The sequence below is a fragment of the Sporosarcina sp. Y352 genome (genome assembly GCF_056786535.1).
Genome location: NZ_JBXCJE010000012.1, coordinates 66482 through 84425, shown reverse-complemented (window position 1 = coordinate 84425; position 17944 = coordinate 66482). Strand labels below are relative to the sequence as shown.

Here is a 17944-nt window from a genome sequence, read left to right as displayed (position 1 = left end):
GTGCAATTGAATAAATATATTAGCCTATTGCTAATTAGTCTCATGTTCATAAATCTGATACCACCCAATAATTATGTATCTGCAAATGAACGGCCACCTTTAACGAATAAAAAAGCGAAGGATGATAGTCTTGATCCCGATCTCGAAATGGTTTCAGGTGAAACATATAGTTCCAATGTAGGTAAACCGACGGGTCTTGGCCAAAGATATACAATTGAAAGTACGAATACAGCTCTTAATTTTGATGATTACATGAATGATATGAACTGGCTGATTAAGGTACAAGGGTATCAGTTTAAAAAACCTTTAAAACAAGTAGAGCGTGGATGGATGCCATTACTAAGACCATTACGTGACGGTTCAGGTGGACGTCTGTTTTTTAACGACTTAACTTATTGGACTTTACAATTTAACGGCGATGATGCTTATGTTAAGGCTAGAGCTAAACGTTTTCCTACTATAATTAAAGAAAACAAGTCTACTAAAGAGTTTAATAAATACTATATACGTGATTTGGCAATGTGGACAGGCTCCCTTGTAAGTGTCGAAGGATTAAATCAATTCGATACTGGTTTAGGTCATGAGTTAACAGCAGCAATTGTCGAAACAACCTCTTATCCTGACGCAACCATAACAGTCGCTCCGACAGCAAAAATGGGAGATACAATTGATATTGGTTTTGCAGGAAAAGAATACTACCCTGCTAAAACATACGGTACTGAAGAAAATATCCGATATGACTTAAAGGTAAATGGGAAATCGATTGCAAGTGGATCTCGTAAAGCTAAGTCTATTGACTACACAAAAGCCTATACATTTGATACTGAAGGAAGTTACAAAATCGAACTTGTAGTAACTGACCAGGTAAATAGAGTGTTCACGACTTCACGAACAGTAACCGTAGGGAATATGTCACCACCACCTGCTGAATATCCAAATAGACCACCTATTGCTGAAATTAGTACCTTGCCTTTTTATTATTGGGTCGAAACAGTTGATATAAGCACTATATCCTATGATGATGATGGTGATATCGTATCGGAAGAATGGTTTGTAGATGGTCAACCGATTAGCGGTAATACATGGAAATCATCCAGAGTAACCGAAAAAACTTCCCATACGGCTTATTTTAGAAATGAAGATGCTATGGGGGCTTCTGCTGAAGCATTTGCGAGCTTTGATATATTGCCGACCACTCCGACAGCCAAAACGACTAACACGGGGTCATTTAAACAGAATCGAGCAATTACATTCGATGCTAAAGCATCTGACTTAGTATCGCCTGTTCATGTAGCACCAATTGATTATAGTCTTACAACGTGGAATATCATTCCCAAAAGTGAAGGATTAACAAGCGCAGATATAAAAATACGTACAAGTTCCGATCCATCTAAACGACATGTGTTATTTAAGAAGGTCGGAAAATATGAGTTACAAATGACTGTCACTAATAATTTTGATGAAACTAGTGAAGTTCTTATCGAAGAAATAGAGATTCGACCGGATGAAAAGCCATTTGCAGGATTCACAGTTGATAAATCCGTATATTTACGTGATGTAAACGCTAATAAACAAACGACAGTAACGCTGACGGATAATAGCGCTTCAGTTGACGGAGATTCGATTGCACAACGTATATGGTATGTAGAATTCGATGCCAACAATGATGGACTATTCGGACCTACAGATGGAGATAAGCAAGTTATTTCTAGTACCAACGAAAAAACGATAACGTATAAGACAAAACATGTTGGCCACTATCGTTTTTCTCTTCAAGTAAAAGAAGCGTTTGGCGAAGCAACATACGAGGAATTTATTCTTCCTGAAGACTACTTAGTAGACACTTCTGATGTAATTGATAAAAACAATTCTGTCGCCGTCTACATGGAACCCGAAAATTTCAACATTCCACTATCTGATAAGGCGATTAAAGTCGACAATGTTCCACCTGTAATTGATTTTGCTATTAAGCGTAAGAATTCCATTCACCTTGTACTTGATTTTGGAGGTATGGATGTAGCGACATTACAACGTAAAACAGGCGCTAGATCTGGCGGTGGTGTGAATAATGGAGGTGGTGGTGGACAGTATGACCACTATTACTACCAAGTCGATGAAAATGCTAAAAACCGACTGACAGCACATGCAGGATCATTAGAAGCTGATTTGAGAATGAAAGGTCTTGATGCGAAGGTTGATATCAACAATTGCTATTACAGACAAATGGATATGGACGGCGAATGTGTTACAAACGTCCCTGTTTACGGGTGGGTAGATTATGGCAGTTACGCATATTCGAGTTATAGTGGGACCTCTCCTTATAGTGGTTCTTGGGACGTGGTATCGCAATCCTCTTCACCAATTATGACCGTTACGTGGTGCTACGAAGACAGGTCACATTTAGGTGGAAAAGTGAATGAACATGCACCTCCTTGCTCTAATCCAGCTAACGAAATAAGGTCGCAAACAGGGACACGGTATACTGCGTCAATTCGTCAGTGGCAGCCGGATTACCGATTTGTAATCACCCATTACGTTAACCAAGGCTGCGGGCCTGATAATCGTCCTGGAAATCCAACAAGTGATCCGTCAGGAATTGACGAGAAAATTGATACAACTGATTTTACTACTGATTTCAGTAACTTTACTTTTAACAACGCAGCTTATAAATACTATTATCGTATGGACGCTAATCCGTGGACATGGAACAATAATACAACCAAAAGAAATCAGGTAATAAACACGATTACTAACAAAAACTTATTCTTTTGGAGTAATGCGAATAATAGCCTACGAACTCCTGCACAAAGTTTAATTAATAGTAGTGGGAAAGAAGGGCGTTATTCACAGTATAATACGAGTAGTTTACAGTCAAACATACAGACCTTACGTGATGATTTGCTGAATAAATTCATGATTGAAGAAAATGCAGAATCCTTCACTATTGTTCTAGGCGATCAATTGGATTATACAACCGTTTATGACGATTATGAAAAAGATCCGGAATTGCAACGTGAATGGAAATTTGAACACGATCAGAAAACGATAAATGGGCGTGTAATTGACGGGCAACCTTTAGGACCTATTGCACAAAGTGGGCTTTACATTAATGCTCCGATGCAATTGAACGAAGTGGGGACGTACACCGTTACGCTCAGAGCGAAAGATAATCCACTACACAATACAGGGGATGATGCTCGATTCGCAGATTACCGCAAATGGTCTGACGAAGAAATTGTACGTGATTATAAAATCAATGTACACCGTAGACCGATTGCGGAGTTTAAATTCACCATTGAAGCAGGAACATTGAGATTAACGTTGGATGCAACAGATTCATTCGACCCCGACCATAAAGATAATTGGGATGATTTAGGTCTTCCGGCAAATGGGATCGTGGAATACACATGGGAAAAGTATGTAGTAGATGATGTAGAGTACTCAGGCAACCCACCGGCTATTTTACAGCCATTTAAAGATTATTACATTACTTTAAGAGTTAAAGATATTGATGGCGCTTATGGATTCGTTACAAAGTTAATATCAACTAAAAACGTCAACTTGAAACCGATTGCTTTATTTGATTCACCATCGATAGTATTACGTTCTGATAGCTTAAATACATCAGAACTTAAAACTTATATTCGTGATCGAAGTTATGATCCGAATGGAGATGATTTAACAAATTATAATTGGACAGTTAAACGTCAGAGTGATGGTGTAGTTGTTTGGAGTGGGCCAACCTCACCAGCCAGTTTTGAAGCAATGGGATTACCGATTGGGCGTTATTTAATCGGTTTAACAGTATGGGATATACCAAAATATCCACCAACGCTACAAAGTGATTTATACGAACGTGAGATAACTGTAATAAATAACAATCCTCCAAACTCATGTTTTGAGTTGAGTAGAACCGTCATTACAATCAATAGTATTTTGTGTACAGAAGGGATGACTAGTCCTCACACACTGCATGTTGACGAGGAAGCTATTTATACTGATAAATCGACTGATCCTGATGGTCATAGCTTAATCAATTATTCATGGACCATCGAAAAATTGGACCAGTCAAATAACGTTACAAAGAGTTGGAACACAGGCTCAGCACCAGTTGATTTCAGTCTTTTTGGAGGGGTTGGAAAATATAGAGTTACGCAAGTTGTATTTGACCATCCACCCTCACCGTTACCGTCTCTTAGCGGTAAACACTCGAGAATATTTAATGTCATCAAGGGACCACAAGCTCCATTTGCGATGTTCAATTATCAGCCAACTCTTCCGTTGCAGGGAGATAAGATTTCTTTAATAGATCAGTCAGTTGATGAAGATGGTACAGTCGTTCAATGGGAATGGATAATTGTTGCGCCAAATGGTTCAACATCTACCCAAACGGTTCAAAATCCGACCATTATAAACGCTCAAATTGGAACTTACAAAGTAACTTTGAATGTTTGGGATGATACAATACCAACAAGATTGAAGTCCAAAATTGCAGCTTATAAGGAAATTGTAGTTCAAGCTGCGCCGCCTAAAAAACCGCCAATTCCACAGTTTGTATGGGAGCCATTTAAACCATTTTTAGGAGAGAGCTTCTTGTTAAATCCAGACTCTTCCTACGACTTAGATGGGAGTATCGTATCCTATCAGTGGCAATTGCTTACCAAAGAGGGGACGTTGACAACAAGCAGTCAACGCTATCCATCAATCATAGCATCATCAGAATATTACGATGTTACTCTTACAGTAAAGGATAACGACAACCTAAGTAGCAGTCTGACGCAGCGGGTTAACATTAATATTGCAAATCTAACACCCCTAGTTACACACACTACAAAATGGAAGAAGTATTGGACTGAACAAGGAGAAGACGCTGATACGAAACTTTTCTTAGCTGGTGAACAATTTGTTATTCGGTTAAAAACAACACCGGCAAATCGCGTAGAGGGTGAAGTAGATTTTGGAGGAAAAGTTGGTAAAGTCTTGATTCCAAGCAACCGATTTACACGGATTAGTACATCTGAATTCGAGGACGAATGGGAAGCAATTCTTTGGAGAGATGATTTCGATTTGATTCAAAATGGAGAGTATCTGTTTAAATTTAAAGGTTTCCATCCTACTAACAACCCGAGTGTAGAATCTAATGGAAATTATATGATTGAGATTGTCGATAGTGTATACGATGTTCTTAATTATCATCAGAGCTTCTAATTTGCATATTCCAAAGAGCTAGTTAAATGAAAAAGTCAGCCATTTGCTTAATCGAGCAGGTGGCTGACTTTTTCATTTTCGAACAAAAGCATTTGCATATATTCATTTAATTCGATATTATTCTATATAACCAATTTACCGCTGTTATTCCAAAAAAATACTATATATCAGGAGAAAGTTGGTGAGTGTTTTGGAATATTTATATGTGCGTATTAAAAACATCTTTTTGGATGATGGTGAAATGATGCTTTTTCTCTTCGCTGGATTAACAAAAGTTACATTGGACTTACAGTTAGGAATTAAGAAAAAACATACAAAGGCAGTTGTGGCAGAAATTTTAGAAGTACCATCGGAGGATGCATTACCCGCTTATTTGGACATGAAGAACCAGGATTTGCGGTTAGTTATAGATGAAAAGGAATTCAATCGGTTGGAACAACTATCTAAAACAGATATTGAAGCATTTTTCACCTATAATCCCAAAAAATAAAAGAGCGTGTACTTGATTTGGACTAACACCTTTGTTAATCTGAATTAAGTACACGTTCTCTTATTTTTATATGCAAATCCGCCTTATGGTGCGATTCTGCGGTGACGACTATCTGAAGCCTTTGGGCTGTTTGTGTTTCATAGCATTCTTTACTCTTTTTGCTATGCGAACAAACTGCCCAAGGGCTTTTTTGCGTTTTCACGGCATTAAAAAGTGAGAAACAAAAAACAATGGGAAAGGGTGTTAGCAATGATGAATCAACAAGTATACGTGAGTTGTCTTATCAGAAAGGAGTGTAGGGAACATGTCTGTATATAGGTTAACTTGTTTTATAAAAGAAGAACCGCATGTTCTATTCCCGCTCTTATTACCACTTCGTTTTAAGTGGTCTGATCGTGAATCTATACTATGGACAGACGGAGTTACCGAATTTAAAATTGTTCCATTCACTTCAAAGGGACGAAACACAATGGGGTACCGTATTCATTTTAAAGGAACGCCTGATGCGTGCCAATATTTGATGGACCAATTTTTAAGTGGGTTTAGTCCAACAATTAGCGGTATCGAATGGGTTCATGAATCGAATAAAAAACAAAGTGAGTTAATTAAAATAGCCGAGCGTAGCAATTACCAGCGCGGTTCCCTTTACGGTATCTATGAATACAAAGAAATTGGCATTGTCATGCTACCTACGAGTGACATTCATCTACAAATCCGAAGTCAATCCATTACGATCCGAAATGTGTCTACCTTTTTGCGTGGCATGGAATCAACAGCATCTGTATTCTTGGAGAAACCTGTTGACCTCTTTTCTTTTGCAATAGGAGCAGAATTATCTTGAAACCAAATAGCCCTGTAATCAATTTTGAGGCTTACAAAATAGAAATTGGAGAGTGACTGACAATGATTAAAATTAACCAAGAACAAACGCTTGATACTGGCGGTAACTGCCAGGTGGTAGTAATGGCTGTGACTGGTGTAGGTACTACAAAATCGATTGGTGTCAGCAGCGATTGTTTCGTCGGCTATAACTGCACAGCTGAAGAAATGCAGTTTGACGGCACTCAAGAGCTGTGGGTTGCTCACTGTAATCAACAACTGAGAGATTTACTTGGTGTAGTAAACGCCGAGGTAATACTGCAGCAGCATAAGTTAATAGGTGGCCACTGATTAGAAATCAAGAGCTACTCTAAGAAACAACTTGAAACGCCTTTAGATGGCTTTGTACAAACTTGAGAGAGTAACATAAATCAGCCTTCCCCTCCGGCTAAGAAACGAGGCGGCACACACCATGCCGCCTTTGGGCGGAGTGTGTGAAGGAGATCATTATGAATAGAACTGATTTAAACATGAATTTACAAGTAGGAAACCACGGCGATTATTTCATCGAGTCCTACGAGGGAAAAGTTACTATATTAAGTTACGAAGGCGAACAAGAAGTTGTAAGGATACCTTTTGTAATTGCGGGTTATCCTGTCGTTCGTATCGAAAAATTTGCATTTATTCGTGAGCATAATCTTGTTTCAATAGAATTGCCTGTAAATATAACTGACATTGATGGAGAAGCCTTTCCAACAGATGTTAAAATTGAACGCTATTTTAATCGTGAAATGGACGGTTTCGATCATGAATCTCATTGGATAACTGACCCTTATTTAGACGAAACGGGAAGATTCAATGTTAATCCACTAGATTATTATGGGTTGAAAGTTGTTGACAGTCATAACTTGATAGAAACAGATAAGCAAACAACACTAAAGCGACAATGCCAAAAAGAAGAATATGTGAACGTTGAGAGAAGAACAATACAAAGCCCTGCAGACGCTTATTCAATGTTTGATTATTTGAAATATGAAAAACAAGAGCAATTTGTGGTCGCATTCTTAAATGATAAGAACCAACAAATAGGAATAACATGTGTTTTAAAAGGCAATCTTAATTCTTCAATATTACATCCGCGCGAAGTATTTCGGTTAGCTGTTCATAAGGCGGCATCTTCAATCATCGTCGCACAGCTACAATTGTCGGATAATCTTACACCTTCAACGGAAATCATTAAATTTACTAACCTTCTGATGGAGTGCGGTGAATTATTGGGGATTAAGTTACTAGATAGCATTATTGTTAGTGAGCGTAAATATATTTCATTAAAACAAAAGATGTATATTTAATTATTAAACAAAACATCGAGAAATCTTTAAGTTTACGATAATTGAATTGTACCAAACTAAGCCTTCCCCTCCGGCTATCTAAACGAGGCGGCACACACCGTGCCGCCTTGGGCGGAGTGTGTGAAGGAGAGATATTATGCAAACAAACCTATTCCAAAAAGACCATAAAAAATACATTGAAGTTGTGCGAGAAAAAGTGCGTATATACGGAAAAAGTGAGGCAACTATTCCAGAACTACTAGCCATCGTCTTAGGAAACTCTGCAAATGCGGATATTTGCGGAACATTGTCAGCATTGAGTGTACGCGATTTACTGGCGATGTCAGCCAAGGATTTTTCTATGTTAGAAGGAATATCAAAGGCACTAGGTGAACGTTTGGAAGCAGCACTTGCACTGGCAAAAATTCTAAGCGAACAAAGTATGCCAGAAACAGTTACCATTCGGAGCCCGGAAGATGCCTATGAAGTGTTTAAATTTCTTCGACACGAGGAACAGGAGCAATTAGTTGTAGCATTTCTGAATACAAAAAACCAAGTTGTCGGGAGAGAGACTATCTTCAAGGGAAGCTTAAATTCATCTATAGTTCATCCACGCGAGATCTATCGTCGTGCAATTCAAAAGGCTGCTAAAAGCATTATTGTGGCACATCAGCACCCCTCTGGGTCTTGCATTCCGTCCCCGCAGGACATTGAAGTCACGAAACGTTTAATCGAATGTGGGGATGTATTGGGAGTGGAAATGCTCGATCATCTTATCATTGGTGACGGCACGTATATTTCTCTTAATGAGAAAGGATACATGTGAAAAAAAAATACAAGACTTGCGTTGCATAAACGTAAGTCTTTTTTCTATGGTCATTCGATTGATACATTTAAATGGACATGCTATATTAAATACATACTTTTTTATCTATTTTCTTTTTGCAAATCCACCTTATGGTGCGATTCTGCGGTGACGACTAATTGAAGCCTTTGGGCTGTTTGTGTTTCATAGCAATCTTTACTTTTTTTGCTATGCGAACAAACTACCCAAGGGCTTTTTTTGCGTTCTCACAAAGAGAAATTATGAAAAGTAAAAAATTGTGGGAAAGGGTGTTAGTTATATGACAAATGTGGAGATTCGTGCAATTGCACAACGTGAAACAGTCATCGAAAAAGTGTATCGGGAGGTATTTGTTAAAAATCAGGATGGTTGTCGATTTACCGTTGAGGTGCGTTTACCAAACGGGAAAAGAAATTATTACAGCCTACTTGCTATGAGTAAACCGTTAGCACAACAAGAAGCAGAACAACATATCGAGAATTTAAAACAACAGCATGGCTACGAACGAATCGCTTGGCGTATCGTTGGTGACTCCAATAACTCAGGCTGGTCGCTTTCTTTTAAATCACTTTCTCGCTCTCGTTCTACTGCCATTCAACAGGTGAAACAACAAGACAAAAAAGAATCATTATGGACGCGATTTGTCGATTATTTTTGGCTACCTGAAGAGGACGAACGGTAAGAACAACACATGCATGAGACCTCACCATATGGGAGGCAGCGTGAGAGGAGAAATAATTATGATTAACAAAGTAGTTTTAGTGGGACGATTGACAAAAGACGTAGAGTTGAAATATACACAAACAGGGATTGCGAATGCTCGATTTTCCCTTGCGGTGAACCGACCATTTGCTAAGCAAAATGGAGAGAAAGAAACGGATTTCATTAGTTGTATTGCCTGGAGAAAACAAGCTGAGAACATGGCTAATTTTCTTCGTAAAGGTAGTTTAATCGCTATTGATGGACGTATTCAAACGGGTAGTTTTGAAGGTCAAGATGGTAAACGTGTCTATACGACGGATGTTGTAGCAGATAACGTACAATTTCTTGAGCCAAGAGCCACGCAACAAGGTGGTCAGTCTCAGCAACAGCCATCGAACCAACAAGAAAGCCAACAACCACAATACCAACAACAATCACAGCATGGGCAACAAATTGCTAGTGGGGGCGGTAGAGGACAGCAGTATTTCGACAATACAAATCCGATTGAAATTTCGGATGATGACCTGCCCTTCTAAATAATGCACGAATGAGAGAGTTTCTGTGAACGTTGCGGGAGCTCTTTTCTTTTTGCACTCGTATTAAAATCAGGATCAGTCTGATGACTGTTTCCCAGGAGGCAATTTAATCATGACCCCATTAGTCGCTGTTAAAAACAAAATTTATTCGCAATTGGTGCGAGTAGATAGTGGTTTCGTCAATCCCATTCAAATAGAGGATTTTGAACATATGCAAGTTGTACTTGGCGGCGATTGTTTCGCAATTGCGTTACCAAAAGAGATCGTTCTATGGTGCGCTACCGATTCCGGCCGTAGTAGATATGAGCATACCGTGACCATTCAAACTGGAAAGAAGACAGAGCACTTGTTAGGGAATGTTCTCATAACGTCAAACGACGAGGAAAACCTCAATGGCATTTGCAGTCTTTCTGACAATCAATTGAACTGGCTGCGAGACAATTTTTACATGGAAAAATCAGAACTTCACGGCAACTATGTTTTGAAGTTTTATGCGTAAACCAAACAAATACACTTCGCTCATGAAGCGGTAAGAGGAGAGTTCATTATGACAACTGAAATACTGGTTCTTGGAAAAAAAACGATGGAACAAGAATGGCAACCAATGATTCTAACTGATTTGAAATCTAAGCAGTCATACGTTGAGGGGTACATTGCATGCATTGAATTGCCTCATGGAATTGATATGTGGGTAAATGACGAGTATTTACTATTAAAAAATGATGTGAATGTTGTAATTCGTAGAGATGAAAAAAGTATGCCGGAAATTGTTTTTGGGAATGTGTTTTTAGCATCTTCTGATAACAATGGCGAAATGACCTCACTGTCCGAAACTCAATTCAATTGGATTATCGAACATACGGAAATCTTAACTCTTCCTAATTTACACAATCCCGTTTTTCGATTGAATAGTTATGAAAGGGGTCTGTGATATGTCAGCGATTGGGAATAAAATCAAAGCCGGCTTTTTTGCAACTCCAGAGAGGCAAGGGGAACTCCTTCGATCATTGTTAACTGTTGAATCGGATACAGCTGCATTCGATCCAACGTGTGGAGAAGGACACATCCTGAAACAACTGACAGAGACACGTGACGGGCAAGCCTTTACTGTTCACTCCTACGGTGTTGAACTGGATAAGGGTCGTGCAACGCAGGCGAAGTGTGTTTTAGATACGGTCGTTGAATCACCGATTGAATCCATGGTGATCTCGCATGACATATTTGGCATGGTGTTTTTGAACCCGCCTTACGATAACACGATGCTCGGAGTCGGTGATGGCAAGACAGACCGCAAAGAATATACCGAACTGGTTCGGAATACGAGGTATCTTGCACCAGGCGGCGTAATGATATACATCATTCCGTCGTACCGTTTTGCGGACAGTAAGATTGCACGTTTCCTATCAACTTATTTTGAGGATATCGCGATTACCAAGTTTACTAGTGACGACTACGACGATTACCGCCAATGTATCTTCATCGGTAAGAAGAAAGGCGGTGCTCGTAAGGAAATGAATACGCTGCTGTTCGAATTCTTGCTGAAGATGAATGACGAGGATTTTGTTAAAAAAAAGGTAACGCCGCTGAACTTTTTAGTTGGACGAAAAGCATGGCTTGTCCCTGCTGGAAGAACCCTAATCCCAACATTTTATTCACGTATTGAAAACAAAGGGGATTTCGTAGACTCCATCCGTTCAAATAATGGTTTCCAGGCATTTATCGAACGAACCCGTCCGAAGCAACTAGTAGTAGGCGGAGAACCAATTATCAATATAGCCCAAGGACAAATGGCACTTCTGCTTGCGTCAGGAGCTGTCAACGGGTTGATTGGTGTTGGTGATACACTACATGCAGTTCAAGGTATGGAAATCGTCTCACACGTTATCACAGAAGAAAGTACAGAGTTTACCAACATAACAAAAAAAAGAACGAAAAGAGATGTATCCATCAAAATTATTTTACCAGAGGGAAAAGTAAAAAAATTAGTATGACCGGGGGAAAGAAAATGAGAAATCAAAAGTTAATGGAAAAAGTAATTGATTTAGATACTCAATTTTTAGCAACAAGAGCGCAGAGTTTGAAGGTAATGGTGCAAATCGCAATAATTAGGCAAGCATTTGGAGTGAAAAACGATGAAACCAACAAGCCCGTTAGAGATTATGAGAGAGATATTATTCTATCCGATGATGAAATAAGAAAACAGTTCAATAAGGAATTAGAATGGCTAAACATAACTAAAGTAAGATGTGATTTCGGAGAAGTAAAAGAGTTTGAAAGTCGAATTCACTATTTTATTGAGGCAGTCAGATTTTTTAACGTTAACTTAGCAGATGAATTTGAAAAATCTATGGTAGTCAAATAAAGTGAGGAGAAATCCATAAACGGCCTTGTCCTACTCTTCTAATCTAGTAAGTACATTCATAGGGACACACAGTGTGCCCCTGTGACTTTAAGAAAGAAATGTGTTATATCTATCAACCTGAATTTAGAGCGCATTTTAGGATGCTTTAAAGCGCTTTTGAAACAAGCAGTATAAAACGACCCGTCCACAGATTTCATTTATTGTGGGTAGGTCGCTTTTTTAAATTAATCTCCACTATATTTGGCAACCTTAATTGGAAGCGAATGGCGGTTATAGTACCATGGCGTGTGTATGAGTGGCGGTTTCGACGAGTAATCTGATGCCGTCATTTCTAGGCCCGTATAACCACTCTTCGTCCGAATTAACTTGATCTTGTGTATTGAGTAGGGGGGGATTGTGATCAGTTCATATTCTATGCACCTAATCCCCTATTCATAAGTTTACCTGACCGTCTAGGCAGTCAAAAAAGGGAAAGCCATCTTCTCGGAGGGTGACTTTTTACGTTCTAAAATATAGGTATAGACAATACGGGAATGTCTTAACTTATAAAAAAGTATTCACATGCTAATTATGGATAAATTCGAATGAACCCCCCCATGACTTTCCGGGAGGGTTTTTCATCTACTCATCGTTGAGGTCAATCTGCATAATTATTCAGGTAGACAAGCCTGACGTTCACTAGAAAGCCCGTTAACTCAACAATGTATATTTAATGCATACAGAAAACGAAGGGCCGTAGGGGATGAACTAAGTGTTTATAAGGGGTCATGGAGTATAATCAACTGCCGAGAATAAGCAATTCAAATAGAAAATTAATGAGATACAAAAATAGCCTTGTTAAATTACTTTTAACAGGGCTATTTAACTATCTTGTTCTACAATCGCACCCATTACCTGAATAGCAAATATTGCTTACGTTACAGGAGTAAGCAAAAAAGCTACAAAAATGTCTAATATCACTATAAAACAGTATTTAACAACTTCACATAAAACACGTTTCATTCAGATACCGAATGAAACGTGTTTTTTTTATTACTCAACAGCTTCTGATATTTCAACCGTTCCTTTAATATTTTCCAAAGATTTACCCTCATAGTTACCAACGAACAAATAGTAGGTGCCAGCTAGATTGCTTGGTACTACCAGAGGTTGAGGAAATCCCGTATTTAATGCGTTGCCAGTTAATCCAATTTCTCCTAAATAACCATCACGCTCAATATATTCGTCCGTTTTCATGAAGCTGATAGTCAAATTTCCGGTTCCTTCTGACTTAAGTTTATAAGTGATGAAATCCCCCTTTTCAAGCGTATACTGTCCCAGATTCACGCCTTCACCACTAGCTAAAGAGTTTACATCTACATCAATAACATGTTTAAATTCAGCAAGCCCTTCGTATAATCCACTTTGATCTTTTCCTTCGTAAGAAAAATTATTATCTGGTGTTACGCTAGTTGCGGCTTCACCGATGTCAGTCGCTGTAAATATCACGAAAGACAAGGCTAGTACTCCAAAAACAAGAGCAATACCACTTTTCTTTTTTCTTGTATCCATAATAGATAGAATTCTGTTTTTCATGTTTTCTTCCCCTCCATAAAAATGAGTTGATAATGCAGTTTTAAACCTAGACTGTTGGCGAATGACACCGATAATCGTTTCGCAGTATTGTTGCCTTTTATCCTCCTGGGAATTTTTCACCACTTCCAGATCGCAGGATAATTCACATTGTAACGCGATAGATCTTGACATTAAATACACGACTGGATTAAACCAGTGTATTGCCGTTGCTAAAAGCACCAAGCTTTTGTACCAAATATCTTTTCTTTTATAATGAACCAACTCGTGTGAGAGAATAAAAGAAAATTCATCTTCTGAGAAATCTGTTGTAGGTAACAAGATAGTCGGAGTAACAACGCCAAATATCATTGGGGTTGTTATTAGCGAACACCTCTGCAAATGCACTGGATTAGTTATACCCATTTTTTCTTTTAGTTCCCGGAAGTCGGCTAAGATTTTCTCGTCACAAATATTCTCACTCCAACGTTTAACCAATTTTATAAATTGGAGATGATGAAAAATATGGTATCCAATAACTAAAATCACACCCGCAATCCAAACATATCCAATAACTGAGTAGATGGATATCGCTGTGTCCTTTAGCGACCCACTTATTTCATTACTTGCAACCGTAACAAGTTCTTTTGTACCAATCTGCAACATTTCGATTGGCTGAATAGGAGGTAAGTTAACTTTTAGAAACGAAAAGTTAATATTTGGTCGAAAGGGAATAATGAACCCAATCACAATTATTAGCCATGCGTAATACTGCCACTTGGCTTCATATATCTTTGATAAAAGTGGAGAAATTAAAATTAGCAGAAGTGCCATTATTGACATCGTGATTGAACTGACAACAAGAGTGTTCAAAAAGTCCTGCATGTTACTTCCTCCGTTCTTTCACCAACTTCATTAACTCGTCCATATCTTTTTCGCTTAATTCTTTCCCGTCATAAAAAGTGTTCACAAAACTAACGAAGGAATTCCCATGAAATTGCCTAATAAAATTGCCTGTTTCGAACTTAAGATAATCTTCTTTCGTTACCAATGGAAAATATGTGCGTTCTTTACCGATTTTCTCTGTTTTTAAAAATCCCCGCTCAACGAGTCGAAGCATTAATGAGATTACCGTAGGGGCTTTCCATTCTTTCTCATTACCTAATTGCTCCATAATGATCTTCGTAGTTAGTGGTGGCTCATTTGTCCATACCACCTTCATAATTTCAAATTCAGCATCAGGAATCTTTTTCAACTGACTCACGCCCTCTCTCCTTCCTATCACTAGCCTGCAAACTAATGATATTAGACAACTGCCTATAACCATATTTTACAGCTGTCTAAAATAAAGTCAAGCGTTAGAAATTATTATTTAAAAGTACTAAATAGACAGGCTTATTTGTGGAATTGGGTGTTATGTCAACCTCGTGTGTATGGCTTATACAAGATCGATCTCATTTAGCGAATCCAATTTCTTATTGAACTAACGGGGCAGCGCGACAAGTTTTGTCATAAGCGCTAATGTGTGAAAAGACAAGGGATTTCTTCGAGAATCCTAACTTTATAACCGAGGATAGGAATGATAAAACCACGTATTTTGAAACTATCCCATTGATACTCCTGCATGCGTCATAATAGACAGATTATGGGGTCTGAAGCTCAGGTGAAGTCGGCAGAACAAAGGCTGAAGCCATTCCTCGCGGAAAAGGTATGCCAATGGATATGCCGGATGGCTGAAAAACTAAATATGGTGAGAATTTTCTTGTGGAAAAGAACGGACGAACTTCCGAATTTACGGGTCTAGAGTTACGAGCAATAGGAAACTATTGTCCCATCTCACGATGGGGTGAGTGATGTGGAGTAAAAATTGCCTCTCTGAAACACGTTATACCAAACAATGGTGGTATCCAGCTCACAGGCTTACAGGAAGCACCTACTTTTAGAAAAGATAGCTAGGTTATAAGGGACTTGGAAAGCAAGGAACGTTGAACCAAGGGCTGTCACCCAAAACGGTTGCTATAAGACATTAGTCGAAATGCATTTATCCTTGTGAGGGTAGGGGTACGACTGATGAAACCTCTGTAATGGAGGTGGAGGAACAGCCCCAAGTCTAGCGATAGGTAATAATTATTTTTCAACTGTGCATTGCACCGGTCGGGTAAGAACGTGGGAACATCACTTCATAGAGGAATGATGCCACAGTGCAAGCTCTACGATATTGGGATTATTACGGGATGACGGACACCTTTACAGACTTACATCAACGAGCAAAAAATAAAGAATCATTCCATCTGCTTTACGACATCATCACGTCGAGGAACAATATTTTATTAGCGTATCGAATAATTAAGTCAAATAAAGGGTCGAAGACCCCTGGAACAGATGGCAAAACTATCGTAGATATAGAGAACCGATCTGAGAACGAATTAGTAGAAGACATACAAAACAAGCTCAAAAATTATCGCCCAAAGAAAGTTAGACGTAAACTTATCGAAAAAGATAATGGCAAGATGAGACCATTAGGTATTCCATGCATCCTCGATAGAATCATCCAACAATGCTTTAAACAAGTGCTAGAGCCAATCGCGGAAGCTCACTTTTATAATCATAACTATGGATTCAGACCGCTACGCTCTACTCATCATGCGATGGCAAGAGTTCAATTTCTAGTTAATCAATCAAAACTCCATTACGTTGTAGATATTGATATCAAAGGCTTCTTTGACAATATCAATCATACACTGCTTATTAAGCAGCTATGGAATTTAGGTATTCGAGATAGGCAGGTTTTAGCCTGTATATCGAAAATGCTAAAAGCTGAAGTGGATGGAGAAGGTATTCCGACGAAAGGTTCTCCGCAAGGAGGTTTGCTCTCGCCATTATTGTCTAATATTGTACTGAATGAATTGGACCAGTGGGTAGCGAATCAATGGGAACTATTCCCCCTCCATAAATCACTTAAGACTAGAGAAGGTCAACTTCTCGCAAAGAAGCGCACACACTTAAAAGAAGGCTATATAGTTCGTTATGCTGATGATTTTAAAATTTTATGTCGAGATTGGAAAACTGCTGAAAAGTGGTACCATGCTGTTAAGCTTTATCTAAAAGAACGCCTAACACTGGATATTTCACCAGGAAAATCGAAGATTATTAATCTACGTAAGCATGAGTCCGCTTTTCTTGGGTTCACAATACGTGCCAATCGTAAAGGAAAGAAGCGAGTTGCACATACGTTTGTCATAGCCGAGAAAATGCAGAAAATCAAGGCAGATGCAAGGAAACGAATTGAAATACTCCGAACATCGCCAACGGCACAAAATGCCTCGCGGTTTAATAGTTTTGTCTTAGGGTTACACAATTATTTTAACAGAGCTACTCATGTCAACTTAGCGTTCTCACGTCTTGCCTACGAAATAGGTGCATTCATGTACAATCGTCTTAAATCTGTTGGGAAATATGAACATCCAAACAATCCTCCACCTGTCTATAAAAAGTTTTATAGTTTAGGCTCTAAAACTTATAAAGTCGCAGGAGTATATCTCTTCCCTCTCGGTATCATCAAAACCAAAAACGTGATAAGTTTTACGCAAAGTTTAACTCTGTTTACCGAAGAAGGTCGAACACGAATAACCACACGACTCCGCAAAGACGTAAGGCAGGAAATAGTATTGTTATTGGGGTCAAAAATACCGACACGAAGTGTCGAATATATGGATAATCGGATTAGCAGATACAGTATGAAGCAAGGGAAATGTGAAATCACAGGCATGTTTCTAGAAGCACGAGACGTGAACTGTCATCACTACATTCCTATGCGTCTTGGTGGAAGCGACAAATTCAATAATTTACGTATCCTTCAAAAAGAGGTACATAAACTAATCCACATGATCGACAAAATTAAGATAGATACACTAATTAAAGTTTTGGGTATAACAGAACCGATGTTAAAAAAAATCAATAAATATCGAGAAAAATGTGAGTTAGAACGAATTAAATAACCCAATTCAACAAGAGTAACTTGAAACTTATAATTAACAAAACCATCGCTAGATGGAACGCGGAATGCCTGGAAACTGGCACGTTCCGTGTGGAGCAGGGGAA

15 protein-coding genes are annotated in these 17944 nt (G+C 38.7%); 13 read left to right on the top strand and 2 right to left on the bottom strand.

Annotated features, from left to right (window positions below; translation table 11 throughout):
* The 12 genes from AC1TO6_RS17020 to AC1TO6_RS16965 all read left to right on the top strand — a co-directional run bounded on the left by AC1TO6_RS17020 (position 1) and on the right by AC1TO6_RS16965 (position 12292).
* Positions 1-5208: a hypothetical protein gene (locus AC1TO6_RS17020; RefSeq protein ID WP_482102819.1), complete on the top strand. Its 5208-nt coding sequence runs from the start codon at positions 1-3 to the stop codon at positions 5206-5208.
* A gap of 181 nt (positions 5209-5389) precedes the next feature.
* The gene (locus AC1TO6_RS17015; RefSeq protein ID WP_482102818.1) at positions 5390-5698 is read left to right on the top strand and encodes a hypothetical protein; all 309 of its coding nucleotides are present in this window, start codon (positions 5390-5392) and stop codon (positions 5696-5698) included.
* Positions 5699-6002: 304 nt separating this feature from the next.
* The gene (locus AC1TO6_RS17010; RefSeq protein WP_482102817.1) at positions 6003-6539 is read left to right on the top strand and encodes a hypothetical protein; all 537 of its coding nucleotides are present in this window, start codon (positions 6003-6005) and stop codon (positions 6537-6539) included.
* Between the two features lie 62 nt (positions 6540-6601).
* Positions 6602-6868 carry a hypothetical protein gene (locus AC1TO6_RS17005; protein WP_482102816.1) on the top strand — a complete coding sequence of 89 codons (267 nt, stop codon included), beginning with the start codon at positions 6602-6604 and terminating at the stop codon, positions 6866-6868.
* A 158-nt stretch (positions 6869-7026) separates the two neighbouring features.
* Positions 7027-7869 (top strand): JAB domain-containing protein, encoded by an 843-nt coding sequence (locus AC1TO6_RS17000; RefSeq protein ID WP_482102815.1) that lies wholly within the window; start codon positions 7027-7029, stop codon positions 7867-7869.
* Positions 7870-8005: 136 nt separating this feature from the next.
* Positions 8006-8674 carry a RadC family protein gene (gene radC, locus AC1TO6_RS16995; protein ID WP_482102814.1) on the top strand — a complete coding sequence of 223 codons (669 nt, stop codon included), beginning with the start codon at positions 8006-8008 and terminating at the stop codon, positions 8672-8674.
* Positions 8675-8972: 298 nt separating this feature from the next.
* Positions 8973-9374, top strand: coding sequence for a hypothetical protein (locus tag AC1TO6_RS16990; RefSeq protein ID WP_482102813.1), 402 nt, complete (start codon positions 8973-8975; stop codon positions 9372-9374).
* 58 nt (positions 9375-9432) lie between these two features.
* Positions 9433-9930, top strand: a complete 498-nt coding sequence (ssb, locus tag AC1TO6_RS16985; protein ID WP_482102812.1) for a single-stranded DNA-binding protein — start codon at positions 9433-9435, stop codon at positions 9928-9930.
* Between the two features lie 112 nt (positions 9931-10042).
* Complete coding sequence (locus AC1TO6_RS16980) at positions 10043-10429, top strand: DUF3846 domain-containing protein (RefSeq protein ID WP_482102811.1); 387 nt, start codon at positions 10043-10045, stop codon at positions 10427-10429.
* Positions 10430-10477: 48 nt separating this feature from the next.
* A complete protein-coding gene (locus tag AC1TO6_RS16975; RefSeq protein WP_482102810.1) occupies positions 10478-10861 on the top strand; it encodes a DUF3846 domain-containing protein in 384 nt (127 codons plus the stop codon).
* Between the two features lies 1 nt (position 10862).
* Positions 10863-11921, top strand: a complete 1059-nt coding sequence (locus AC1TO6_RS16970; protein WP_482102809.1) for a DUF6094 domain-containing protein — start codon at positions 10863-10865, stop codon at positions 11919-11921.
* Positions 11922-11935: 14 nt separating this feature from the next.
* Positions 11936-12292: a hypothetical protein gene (locus AC1TO6_RS16965; protein WP_482102808.1), complete on the top strand. Its 357-nt coding sequence runs from the start codon at positions 11936-11938 to the stop codon at positions 12290-12292.
* A gap of 1032 nt (positions 12293-13324) precedes the next feature.
* Here AC1TO6_RS16965 and AC1TO6_RS16960 read toward each other — a convergent pair.
* The gene (locus tag AC1TO6_RS16960; protein ID WP_482102807.1) at positions 13325-14728 is read right to left on the bottom strand and encodes a M56 family metallopeptidase; all 1404 of its coding nucleotides are present in this window, start codon (positions 14726-14728) and stop codon (positions 13325-13327) included.
* 1 nt (position 14729) lies between these two features.
* Positions 14730-15107: a BlaI/MecI/CopY family transcriptional regulator gene (locus AC1TO6_RS16955; protein ID WP_482102806.1), complete on the bottom strand. Its 378-nt coding sequence runs from the start codon at positions 15105-15107 to the stop codon at positions 14730-14732.
* Positions 15108-16044: 937 nt separating this feature from the next.
* Between AC1TO6_RS16955 and ltrA the strand changes: the two genes are divergently transcribed.
* A complete protein-coding gene (gene ltrA, locus AC1TO6_RS16950; RefSeq protein WP_482102805.1) occupies positions 16045-17841 on the top strand; it encodes a group II intron reverse transcriptase/maturase in 1797 nt (598 codons plus the stop codon).
* Positions 17842-17944 lie beyond the last annotated feature (103 nt).

Bases quoted from the DNA above. Each gene is read 5' to 3' on its own strand.
- AC1TO6_RS16965 (WP_482102808.1), top strand. From the start codon at position 11,936: ATGAGAAATCAAAAGTTAATGGAAAAAGTAATTGATTTAGATACTCAA.
- AC1TO6_RS16990 (WP_482102813.1), top strand. From the start codon at position 8,973: ATGACAAATGTGGAGATTCGTGCAATTGCACAACGTGAAACAGTCATC.
- AC1TO6_RS16960 (WP_482102807.1), bottom strand. From the start codon at position 14,728: ATGCAGGACTTTTTGAACACTCTTGTTGTCAGTTCAATCACGATGTCA.
- AC1TO6_RS17000 (WP_482102815.1), top strand. From the start codon at position 7,027: ATGAATAGAACTGATTTAAACATGAATTTACAAGTAGGAAACCACGGC.
- AC1TO6_RS16975 (WP_482102810.1), top strand. From the start codon at position 10,478: ATGACAACTGAAATACTGGTTCTTGGAAAAAAAACGATGGAACAAGAA.
- AC1TO6_RS17005 (WP_482102816.1), top strand. From the start codon at position 6,602: ATGATTAAAATTAACCAAGAACAAACGCTTGATACTGGCGGTAACTGC.
- AC1TO6_RS17010 (WP_482102817.1), top strand. From the start codon at position 6,003: ATGTCTGTATATAGGTTAACTTGTTTTATAAAAGAAGAACCGCATGTT.
- radC (WP_482102814.1), top strand. From the start codon at position 8,006: ATGCAAACAAACCTATTCCAAAAAGACCATAAAAAATACATTGAAGTT.
- AC1TO6_RS16980 (WP_482102811.1), top strand. From the start codon at position 10,043: ATGACCCCATTAGTCGCTGTTAAAAACAAAATTTATTCGCAATTGGTG.
- ssb (WP_482102812.1), top strand. From the start codon at position 9,433: ATGATTAACAAAGTAGTTTTAGTGGGACGATTGACAAAAGACGTAGAG.
- AC1TO6_RS16970 (WP_482102809.1), top strand. From the start codon at position 10,863: ATGTCAGCGATTGGGAATAAAATCAAAGCCGGCTTTTTTGCAACTCCA.